The sequence below is a fragment of the Okeania hirsuta genome (genome assembly GCF_003838195.1).
In the GTDB taxonomy this organism is placed as follows: domain Bacteria; phylum Cyanobacteriota; class Cyanobacteriia; order Cyanobacteriales; family Microcoleaceae; genus Okeania; species Okeania hirsuta.
Genome location: NZ_RCBY01000241.1, coordinates 1 through 10,590, shown reverse-complemented (window position 1 = coordinate 10,590; position 10,590 = coordinate 1). Strand labels below are relative to the sequence as shown.

Annotated in this window: 9 protein-coding genes and 2 pseudogenes; 9 read left to right on the top strand and 2 right to left on the bottom strand. The window is 36.1% G+C overall.

Features of this window, described 5'->3' with window-relative positions; all coding sequences use genetic code 11:
- Positions 1 to 557: 557 nt before the first annotated feature.
- Entirely contained in the window at positions 558 to 1,253 is a 696-nt protein-coding gene (gene tsaB, locus D5R40_RS26475; protein WP_124144889.1) for a tRNA (adenosine(37)-N6)-threonylcarbamoyltransferase complex dimerization subunit type 1 TsaB, read from the top strand.
- Positions 1,254 to 1,710: 457 nt separating this feature from the next.
- Positions 1,711 to 1,836: a hypothetical protein gene (locus tag D5R40_RS41485; protein WP_282433666.1), complete on the top strand. Its 126-nt coding sequence runs from the start codon at positions 1,711 to 1,713 to the stop codon at positions 1,834 to 1,836.
- A gap of 615 nt (positions 1,837 to 2,451) precedes the next feature.
- On the opposite strand, the gene D5R40_RS36110 is transcribed toward D5R40_RS41485, so the two are convergent.
- On the bottom strand, positions 2,452 to 2,628 hold the full coding sequence (locus D5R40_RS36110) for a hypothetical protein (protein WP_161564512.1): 177 nt from the start codon (positions 2,626 to 2,628) through the stop codon (positions 2,452 to 2,454).
- A gap of 75 nt (positions 2,629 to 2,703) precedes the next feature.
- On the bottom strand, positions 2,704 to 3,117 hold the full coding sequence (locus tag D5R40_RS26470; RefSeq protein WP_124144894.1) for an MAPEG family protein: 414 nt from the start codon (positions 3,115 to 3,117) through the stop codon (positions 2,704 to 2,706).
- 352 nt (positions 3,118 to 3,469) lie between these two features.
- Between D5R40_RS26470 and D5R40_RS43685 the strand changes: the two are divergent.
- The 7 genes and pseudogenes from D5R40_RS43685 to D5R40_RS26440 all read left to right on the top strand — a co-directional run.
- Positions 3,470 to 3,753: pseudogene (locus D5R40_RS43685) on the top strand (RNA-guided endonuclease InsQ/TnpB family protein); the annotation flags it as partial.
- A 432-nt stretch (positions 3,754 to 4,185) separates the two neighbouring features.
- On the top strand, positions 4,186 to 4,374 hold the full coding sequence (locus tag D5R40_RS42900; protein ID WP_353734858.1) for a transposase: 189 nt from the start codon (positions 4,186 to 4,188) through the stop codon (positions 4,372 to 4,374).
- Positions 4,375 to 5,028: 654 nt separating this feature from the next.
- Positions 5,029 to 5,409, top strand: a pseudogene (locus D5R40_RS41480) (reverse transcriptase domain-containing protein); the annotation flags it as partial.
- The gene (locus D5R40_RS41475; protein ID WP_282433667.1) at positions 5,386 to 5,790 is read left to right on the top strand and encodes a group II intron maturase-specific domain-containing protein; all 405 of its coding nucleotides are present in this window, start codon (positions 5,386 to 5,388) and stop codon (positions 5,788 to 5,790) included. The pseudogene D5R40_RS41480 and the gene D5R40_RS41475, both read left to right, overlap by 24 nt.
- 692 nt (positions 5,791 to 6,482) lie before the next feature.
- Positions 6,483 to 6,770, top strand: a complete 288-nt coding sequence (gene hbs, locus D5R40_RS26450) for a non-specific DNA-binding protein Hbs (protein WP_094671573.1) — start codon at positions 6,483 to 6,485, stop codon at positions 6,768 to 6,770.
- A 12-nt stretch (positions 6,771 to 6,782) separates the two neighbouring features.
- On the top strand, positions 6,783 to 7,844 hold the full coding sequence (cobD, locus tag D5R40_RS26445) for a threonine-phosphate decarboxylase CobD (RefSeq protein ID WP_124155457.1): 1,062 nt from the start codon (positions 6,783 to 6,785) through the stop codon (positions 7,842 to 7,844).
- Between the two features lie 886 nt (positions 7,845 to 8,730).
- Positions 8,731 to 10,173: a dihydrolipoyl dehydrogenase family protein gene (locus D5R40_RS26440; RefSeq protein ID WP_124144892.1), complete on the top strand. Its 1,443-nt coding sequence runs from the start codon at positions 8,731 to 8,733 to the stop codon at positions 10,171 to 10,173.
- Positions 10,174 to 10,590 lie beyond the last annotated feature (417 nt).

The following is a 10,590-nucleotide window of genomic DNA, read 5'->3' as shown; positions in this document are numbered from 1 at the left end:
TTGTGGCTTTACCAATATTTTATGCTAGAGAGGAAATATAATTAGGGTTTGCTGAAAAAGTCTTATGAGTAAAAGTAGGAGTCAGGAGTCAGGAGAAATGGGAATTATAGAGGAGGTAGTCGGATATATTTGTAAGAGTGATTTTTATGCCCAACTCTTGCCCAAAATGCTAAATTTTTGAGCTTTTTTGACCAAAAAGTTGCACTTTTTTCCCTCCAAAAAGGCTAAAGCTTTTATAGATAAAGCCTTTGAGGATTAATCAGCAAACCCTAATTATTTAGTAGTTTTATCGATATATCCATATAGTTATTTATTGTAGATGCAGGGAATAGGAAACCGAGCTAATTTTGCGAAGTCAAAAGTCAGAAGTTATTTTGATACGTCGCCCTACCAACGACTCTCCTACCTGACTCCTACCGACACCAGAAGTATTTGTAGAAAATATTTATCACGTCTGATATAAAAGTTGATTTTAGCCAAAAATAAAATTAATCTTCCTTCTTGCTTCTCCCTTCTTGCTTCTCCCTTCTTCTTTCTTCCTTCTTCCTTCAATAACAATGACAAATACAGAGAAAAAATACGGTTTAGGAATTCATACAAGTAGTCCAGAATTAGGTTTAGCTATTACTGATTTTGCTGAAGATATTCGCTGGCAAACTTGGAATTTAGGGCGAGATTTATCTACTCATTTACATCAGAAATTGCAGGAGTTTTTATCACCTCAAACTTGGCAGGATTTAAGCTTCATTGCTGTTGCTAAAGGCCCAGGAAGTTTTACTGGTACTCGTATAGGTATAGTAACTGCTAGAACTTTAGCTCAACAGTTAAATATTCCGCTATTTGCAATTTCAACCTTAGCAGCAGTAGCTTGGTCATATAAAAATCAAGACCGGGATTTATCTCTACAAATGCCAGCTCAAAGAAATCAGTTATTCACAGCTATTTATCAACTTGAAGAAATGGGTATCAATCCTCTTTTAGAAGAAACACTAATGACTCCAGAAGCATGGGAAGAAACTTTGAAAAATTGGCAAAACTCCTATGAATTAATTAAGGTTGAAAATGGTTTAGGAGAATCTGTTTTAAGTCTATTAGAATTAGCTCATTTAGAATGGCAAAAAGGAAAGCGATCGCATTGGTCTACAGCATTACCTTTTTATGGACAACATCCCATTATTGAGCGAGGGAGTATGGCAGCGGGTAGGGACGTTACATACAATGTCCTACAGAGAAGTAAACATCAGAATAATTAACAATAACTGGCGTACTAATTATCAAAAAACTTATTTACTTAGGGTGTTAATTACTTAATAGTTGAAGTGTCACTTAAGTTCAGCATTCTTTTTTTTCGCTTGGTATAAAATCAACTGTTTTAAATTTACTAATTCTGCTTTTTGATTCATCAATATATATACAAAAGTTTTCGAGTTGATAAGGTACGAAGTTTTATACTTTTAGGGAAGAGCGGTGCGACCCCGCGTCGGTGACAGACGCATCTGGTAGCGCACCAAGAGAGGGAACATCGGATCTGGGAACAGGGAATGAATAAAAATTGTAGATTATTCTTAAAGTTTACCTTACTATCCTGAAATTTGCTGTAGTATTATGTCTGCTTAGTTACAGCAAATTCCAAGTATATGAAGTACAGATATTAACAATTAAATGTTTGTAGTACGGGAATCTTGCCCGCTATGGGTGTACCTCACAAAGGTGGAATCTTTTGTATATTTGTATATCAAGTTGAATCGTAAACATGGGAAAATTAATGATGTTGAAGCTGAGTTAATAGGTATAGCACAAGGAAGAAGGAAGTTTGAAAAATCTTGCGTTGTCTGAATTTTAAGCTTTTGATATTTCCTAACCTTTGCTTCGACTTCCTATAATACTAAACCCGGTTTATAGAATATCCTTTTATGTAGATGGGGATATAGGATGTAGGAAAAATTAGGAGAGGATTTAATCTTACATTCTATAAAGTATTTTTGAGAACCGGATTTGGTATAATTAAGGAGGAGAAAAAAAGTAAAATAAGAGACAGTAGAGTTTTTTGTTACTAATTTAAGCAGACATAATATTAGGATAAAATTTTTCAATTAGTTTGTCACCCTAAGAGCTGACTTATAAAGTAAATACTAAGAGGCTGAATTTCTGGCAATACAAGGGTTTTGGGAGTTATAGTCCAATAATGCCTAAATCCCTGAGAGTTAGATGAAATCAGGGTTTTAGCTAAGTTTACAAATCAGCTCTAAATTATGATTAGTATCAAATATCAAATATCAAAATTTTTGCTACATCTTATTGAGAGCAGGTAGTTGGTAGCAAAGAGTAGGAATATAAGGAATAATCTATCTTTATTTCATTGCTAATAATTGCTAAAAACATTACTATTCCTGACTTATTTATGAATAACTGAAGTGTTCAAAAAATATATCATTATTTTTAGGAATTGCTCTAATACTCCTTACTGTTTTTCCTTATGCGCATCATTGATTTTTTGCTTTTTGTGATTTGACTAATTTTGGCCTCGATTTCTGCTTTTGTATTTTGTTTCTCTTCCATTTTTTCTTGCCAATCATTTAGTTGGTTGAAAAGTTTTTGATTAATATTAAATACTTGTTTTTTAGACATTATTTTTACCTCATATATCTATGCAAAAAATCAAAATAGATAGAGACTATGTTAACCTCTATCTACTTATTATAGCTATGAAATAATTTTCCATAGGGGTAGTAAAATTCCTACTAAAGCACCTATCAATAAAGTTATAATAGCTAAAGAACTAATACCAAACCCTAAAGTTCGCTTCTCTGCAGCCTGATAATAACCCCAAGCAAATAAAATTCGCCCCACTACCCAAACTGTACCAATACCAGCACCCCATAGTGGGCTAATAAATATAGAAAATAGCCACAAAGACGGTAAAAATAAAATTATTTGTTCTACAGTATTTTGTTGTACTCTTAATACCCGTTCAAAATTTTGCTCTCCAGTCATTTGAGGAGGCATAATGTTGTATTTTGCTCTAGCTCTACCAACATTAATAGTCACAATAAAATACATGAATAAAGAGACAACTGTTATTAAACTCGGCCACAGAATTGCTTGTGTTTTTAGCATAGCGATCGCTTTTGAAAGATTATTTATTAAGGCAACTTTATTCACATAATAGTTTTGATGTTTATTTTTCACAAGTAGGCGATCATTACCATTTTATCGAAACGTAGGGTTTTGTCCACTATAAAACCCCATCTCTTTAGAGCGGAAATAGATGGACTCCCCAAGGTAAAAATAGGTGATTTCCTAACGAATGCTGACTCTTCCAGAGGAGCTTTCTTTCGGAATGCTCCGTAAACGCAAATCGCAAACTATCTTATCTATTTTAACAATTAATTTAACTCAAAACATACACAATTAAATATTTTTATACTACACTTATAAGTATAAAGTTAATTAAAGTAGGTCGATCTAAATGATAATCTATGAGTTCAAAGTTAAAGCTAAACCAGCACAATACAAAGCAATAAATGATGCATTCGTACATCTCAATTCATTCAAAATAAGTGCTTAAGATATTGGATGGATAATGATCAAATAGGTAAGTACGATCTTCATAAATATTGCAAAGTATTAGCTAAAGAGTTTAAATTTGCTTCTGAACTCAATTCAATGGCCAGACAGTCGGCGGCGGAAAGGGCATGGTCTGCGATATCTAGATTTTACGATAACTGTAAAAAAAAGGTTAAAGATAAGAAAGCGGTGCGACCCCGCGACGACGGTAGTCGCAAGCGGTCGGAACCCAGAGAGGTCTACTCGCCATGGGAATGGCGACCAAGAGAGGTAAAGCGCACCAAGAAAGGTTTTTTAAACTTTGGAAAACAGACTCGGTCTATAGAACCCATTTGGTGTCTTTTGAGGAAAAGGCATAAATTTGGCGTTGCACAGCGACGAATGATTTGAGATTTTTGATTGAATTGGATTGTGGATTAATCAATTGCTAGAATGATTAATTAATGGTTATTTTTAGTCAAAGTCTAAACTAATTTTTGGCAATATCATTCCAGAATGTGCAACCCCATAAATTTAAGTAGCTAGTTAAGTAGCGATCGCCAATGCTCATAACCAATAGCTAGGTAAATGCCAGTCTTCAAGTAGTTTAACAGACAAAGAATGGGTTCTGATTGAACCATTGTTGCCAAAAAAAAAAGAAAACTTGTCCTACGATCGGGGAGCAAAAGACAAATATTGGACGGTGTACTCTATCAACTGAAGAATGGTTGTAATTGGTCTGATTTACCACAGTATTTACCTCCTTATTCCATAGTATTTTGGCAGCTACATTCAGTGGCGAGAATCAGGGGTAATGGAGAAGATTAGAGATGTATTATATCAAATCCGTTTAATTGGACATAAAAAAAATCTTCAATCGCCATAACTACGTTTATCTTTGTAATTCTTTCTCCTCCTGAGGACTGAGGACTGAGGACTGAGGACTGAGGACTCCTGACTTAACCATTCTATGGCTGTTTAACCGGATTTGATATTACATTCTCAACTGCCTCAACAGGTAAAAAAACCGCTCCGGGACAACTTTAATTATTACAGGACTTACGCAAAGCTCCGCTAACACTGAAAAATCAAGCGCGATCGCGTCAAGACAATTACCATAGTTAAAACAAAGGTAAAAAACGTCTATCAAATGAAAAATAGCCCTGAATTTTATTGTAGGCTTCTTCAGGTCTTGGAGCAGATAATCTGAGAGTAATTCATGTTTGACTTGAGCAATAGTTTTTCCTATTTTCACTGCTAATCTTTTGACAAAATTCCAGACTAACATTCCACAAGCAATACGATTTATTTGAATTTTTCTCAGACGACATTCACAGAAGCCGATACCTGTTAATTGCTTAATTTATCTGTGACATTCCTCAATTTTCCATCTCGTTTAATATTCAAATTATATATCATCTTTACTGCATTTGCTTAGGCCATTAGTAGCAATATATTCTGTTCTAAGGATTCTTTGATAATGTAAGCCACGAAACCATCCTCAACTTAGTTGGAACACATCCAGCTAGGAAAACAATCAAGCAGTGGTTGAAGGCAGGATACATTGATAAAGGAACATACAATCCAACACATGAAGGAACCCCCCAAGGAGGAGTAATTAGTCCATTAATCGCCAGTATAGGCTTACATGGACTAGAACAACTGATTAACTCAGTCAAGCTACCCAAAAGACGTAAGTTGGGCATAATCAGATACGCAGATGACTTGATTGTGACAGCCAACAACAGAGAAACTTTGGAAAATATCCGAGAAACTTTGAAACAATGGCTATATGAAAGAGGGCTACAAATCAGCGATGAGAAAACAAGGATAGTTCACATCAGGGATGGATTTAACTTTCTAGGGTTCAATCTAGGTAAATATAACGGCAAACTACTGATTAAACCCCAGAAAGAAAAGGTACTAGAATTCTGTCAACAAATTGGTAGAACAATTAAATCATGTGGTTCATGGTCACAAGAAAATCTCATTACCAAGTTAAATCCCAAATTAACAGGTTTTGCTAACTACTATCAAGGGGCAGTAAGTAAAGAAACCTTTAACTATATAAACTACAGGGTATGGAAATACCTTTGGAAGTGGGCTAGACCTAGGCAGCTGACTTTAATTTTAAACGCTAGCAAGAATATAGAACGATGGTTTGAAGGAATATTTCCATCCGACTCTACCAAGTCAAACGGTAAGCTCTACCGGGATTGCCTGCGGAGTGGACAAAGCCTTTAATTACCAAACTAAAGCCACGTTGAAACAAGAAGTTAACGCCAAAACTACCTATGTCCAGTTAAGTCTAGATTTGGGTGGTTTGGGGTCAGTTTAATAGAGCGGTGAAAAACTCAAACGTCTTAGTTTTAATTACTATCTCACAAAACCAGATTCCACTAATCAACCAATGGAAATTTTTGATCCTAGATGAGCAAATAGTTAGAGAAAAAACCTTAACTTTAGAGGGTGCTTCACAAAATAATATTTAACGCGCCACAAAGATCGGACAATCTATTGAAAAAAAGTCCTTTAATCAATCTAGAATAGTTTTTTTAGGCCCCAAATATAATCAAAAACTAAAGAAGTCTAGAAATCTACATAAATTAAAGGTTTCACCACTCCATATCACCCAAGCACAGATTAGAATAAACCAGTGAAAGCTAGATAGTATGGGGTTTTCAGCAAAAAAATCCTGATGTTATCCCAAAAACTCACGCTTATGATAGGCAAGAGGATATGGGAAACCATTATCAGTCAAAGGGTCTGAGGTTTTGGTAGGAAAAAGAAAAGGTTGAAGTTAATCACAAAAAGCCTATATAGTTGAAAACCTATCAATAGATATCCCAAGACTTTGCTTACCTGAACTTTAGATTTAATTGCTGCAAACTAAACCCTGCTAGAACATTCTGTCCAAATTCAAAAGGAGTATCTCAATGAACAAAGGCGAATTAGTTGACGAAATTGCAAAAAAAGCAGATGTCACTAAAAAGCAAGCAGATGCTGTACTTAGTGCAGCCCTAGAAGCTATTATGGAGGCTGTGGCCAGTGGAGATAAAGTGACCCTCGTGGGCTTTGGTTCATTTGAATCAAGAGAACGCAAAGCCAGGGAAGGTCGTAATCCCAAAACAGGTGACAAAATGGAAATACCTGAAACTACAGTGCCTGCTTTTTCTGCGGGTAAATCTTTCAAAGAGTTAGTTGCAGACAAAAACGGTAAATAACAATATCCAGCTTTGACTAAACCAGTACACGGAGGAAATTTAGCTTGGGCAGCCACAATAGCAGGTTGTCCAGTATCTGCTATTCTTGATTTTTCTGCCAGTATTAATCCTCTAGGGCCACCAGATTCGGCTATCCATGCCATTCAAACTCAGATTGGCAAACTCAGAGCTTACCCAGACCCTAGTTATCAGGAGTTAAAGAGAGCGCTGAGTATAGTACATCCTCCTCTGACTCCAGAGTGGGTTTTACCTGGCAATGGTGCGGCCGAATTATTAACTTGGGCTGCCCTAGATTTGTCAAAGCTGGAGAAAACTTATTTGGTAACGCCAGCTTTTGGTGATTATCGACGTGCCCTGCAAACTTTTACGACTAATGTAGTTGAATGTCCCTTAATCGTCGGGCGATCGCAATTACCTCAGTTGGACATAGGAGCTGATACTAATAAAGGACTACTTCTCAATAATCCTCATAATCCTACGGGAATGTTGATCAAGCCTGAAGCAATTGTCCCTTATTTAGAAAAGTTCGGTTTGGTAGTGGTAGATGAAGCATTTATGGACTTCTTACCACCGCCTCAACTAGAAAGCTTAGTGCCATTGGTGACAGAATTTGAGAATTTGGTCATTTTACGTTCTTTGACTAAATTCTATAGTTTACCTGGACTACGCTTGGGTTATGCAATTTCTCATCCTGAACGCCTTCGGGAATGGCAACAATGGCGAGACCCTTGGCCTGTAAATACTTTTGCTATTGCCACGGCTCAAGCAGTTTTACAAGACCAAGTATTTCAACGGCTAACTTGGGATTGGTTGGCAGATGCTCGTCCCCAGTTATTCCAAGGGTTGGCGGAGTTACCGGGGTTACAACCATATCCCGGTGCAGCCAATTTTTTATTAGTTTATTCACAAAAGTCCGTTGACTGGCTACAGACAATATTACTGAAACAGCATAAAATTTTAATTAGAGATTGTCTGAGTTTTCCAGAATTGGGTGATCGCTATTTTCGAGTGGCTGTCCGTACTAAAGAAGAGAATCAAATGTTACTTGATGCTTTAACAGAAATTTTGAAGTAAATTAGTATGTGGTATTAATCTTAATTACTTAGGAGTCAACCCACCCCTAACCCCTCCCAGGAGGGGAACAGGAGTCAGGAGCCAGCTATTAGCTATTAATTTTTGGGGAAGGTAAAAGCAACCTTTGAAATTGAAAAAGAATAAAAAGTTACTGCCAAAGTCCCAGGACCAAACCTTAGAAGTAATTATTCATTACCGAATAATTAATAATTAAATAATTAAATAATTAAACAATTCAGCTTTATTAGGCTGCCTTTTCAGGGAAAAAATAAACTTTTTCCTTATTGGTAAATCCTCTCCCTTTTAGAGCTATCCATTTTGTGACAAAATAGACAAGTTATGTGTGAGTGCTTGAGAGGCTTTTTCTTCAAAAATCATGTATTGGAAAGTAGATTTTTTTGAGAACTTAAGTAGTTTTGCCTAGCTAAATTGACTCTTTCTTCCTACCCCCCTACTCTCTACTCACCTTCTCCCCACAAGGTTTGCAGAAGTTCCTGATCAGGGATAGCTTTTAGAGAGAGGTAATTATCCATTATCCATTAATGAATAATTGCTGTTTGTGTAGCATCCCGCAGGGAAGCGCTGACTGCTGAAACGTTGAATGCTTACCTTAGGAGTCAGGAGTCAGGAGAGAAGAAAGGAGAAGAAACAGGAGTAGAAGGAGAAAGTTTTTTGGTCGCCAAAACGGAACGGAGTTCTATCGCGCTCTTATCCGGAAATGATATAGCAATGTGCGCTGGCATATTTACAAATTACAAGAACTGTCCAATAGCTAAAAGTCTTGTATTATCGGTCTTTTATTCCCCCAGATGAGCTGTTGCCTGTTGCCTGTTGCCTGCGCACAGCGCTATATTATACCTCAAATCACCAACACCGAAAAATAAATATGCTTGACTACGATGTAGTAATCATAGGTGGGACAATAACAGGGATTTATGCAGCTATTACCGCAACACAACTGCAAGGTCGTGTGGCACTGGTACAACCTTCTTTTTCAGATTTTAGCAGCACCCAAGGATTTCATCACAACAAAATTATTGGTCAAATAGGAAATTTTGTTGAGCAGATAGACCACAAACAACAGTTTGGTATTTATCAAGGTAATGATGATTCTGGTGATATTTGGGTTAAGTTTGAAGAAGCAAAAAAGTATGCTGACTATGTGGTTTCTAATCAATTATCAAAATATGAACCTGCAATTTTAGGAGCATTAGGGATAGATGTAATTTTTGGTGAGGGTAAGTTTGTTGATCGCCCTAATTTAGCTTTTGTGATGAAAGGACGACATCTGCGCTCTCGCACATATCTTTTAGCCATAGCATCCCAGCCTATAATACCACCTATTCCAGGATTAACAACTACCAAATTTATTACTCCTCAAGAAATTAAACAACTCTCAAAACTTCCTCAAAGTTTGGTAGTTATTGGTGGAGACCCTAGTGGAGTAGAAATAGCGCAGAGTTTTTCTCGGTTAGGAACTAAGGTTACTATGGTAGTGAAAAGTTCTCATATTTTAGGTAAGGAAGATTCGGAAGCAGCATTTTTAGTTCAAGCTCAGTTAGAAGCAGAAGGTATTAGAATTATCACTAAAACTGAAGTATCCCAAGGGAGAGAAATTGATGATAAAAAATGGATTTTAGTCGGAAATGAAGGTATAGAAACAGATGAAATTATATTAGCAGCAGGTAATAAACCAGAATTTGAAAGTTTGAATTTAGAAGCGGTAGGTGTGAGGTTTAATAATCATAATTTATTGTTAAATCAAAAGTTACAAACTACTAATTCTCGGATTTATGCTTGTGGAGATTTAGTAGGTGGTTATTCATTTTCTCACATTGCTAATTATGAGGCTAAAATTGCCTTGAAAAATATTCTTTATTTCCCGATTTTTAAGGTCGATTATCATGGTATTCCTTGGGCAATATTTTCAGAACCACAATTAGCAAGAGTTGGTTTAACCGAAGCTCAAGCTAGACGACGTTATGGAGAAAATATATTAGTTTGTCGGCAATATTTTAAAAGTATTGACCGGACTCAAATTTTAGATAAAACAACAGGATTTTGTAAATTTATTGGTCATCGCAATGGCAAAATTTTAGGTGTTTCTGTGGTAGGAATTGAAGCAAGTGAGATAGTTCATATTATGGCATTAGCTATTCGTCAAGAGATAAAAATGGAAGCGATCGCTGATTTACCTCATATTTGGCCTACTGTATCAGAAATTAATGCTCAAACAGCAGCAGCATGGTTAAGGCAGAAAAGAGAGGGTCATCAAATAGTTAAAGATTGGCTAGAAAATTTATTTCATTGGCGACGTTCTTTTTTTTAAAGGGTAAGGAAATCATAAGTCAAGAGTCAAAAGTCAAAAGTCAGAACTCAGGAAAAAGGAGAAAGGAGTCGAGAGAGTGGGAATTATCTAGAAATATTCCGGCATTTTATGTCTGCTTTGAGTGGAAGTATAGAGTGCGACAATTGTATAACCGGATTTGATATAACTACCTTTTTTGAATTTGGTATGAGAAGTAAATTAGAAGGGAGAGAGATTTTTTTCAAAGATAAATTCAAAGTTAGGAATAATACAAAAGAGGCGATCGAACAATGAGGTAATTAGGGCTTGCTGATTAAATCTAAAAGTATTTACAGATAAAGGTTTTAGCCTTTTTTTGTTCAAAAAAAGTGCCTGTTTTTCAGCTCTTCACGCTCAAAAAGGAGCGTATTTTAGGCGCATAGTTGGGCAGAAAAATCA

Bases quoted from the DNA above. Each gene is read 5' to 3' on its own strand.
- tsaB (WP_124144889.1), top strand. From the start codon at position 558: ATGACAAATACAGAGAAAAAATACGGTTTAGGAATTCATACAAGTAGT.
- D5R40_RS36110 (WP_161564512.1), bottom strand. From the start codon at position 2,628: ATGTCTAAAAAACAAGTATTTAATATTAATCAAAAACTTTTCAACCAA.
- D5R40_RS26470 (WP_124144894.1), bottom strand. From the start codon at position 3,117: ATGCTAAAAACACAAGCAATTCTGTGGCCGAGTTTAATAACAGTTGTC.
- hbs (WP_094671573.1), top strand. From the start codon at position 6,483: ATGAACAAAGGCGAATTAGTTGACGAAATTGCAAAAAAAGCAGATGTC.
- D5R40_RS26440 (WP_124144892.1), top strand. From the start codon at position 8,731: ATGCTTGACTACGATGTAGTAATCATAGGTGGGACAATAACAGGGATT.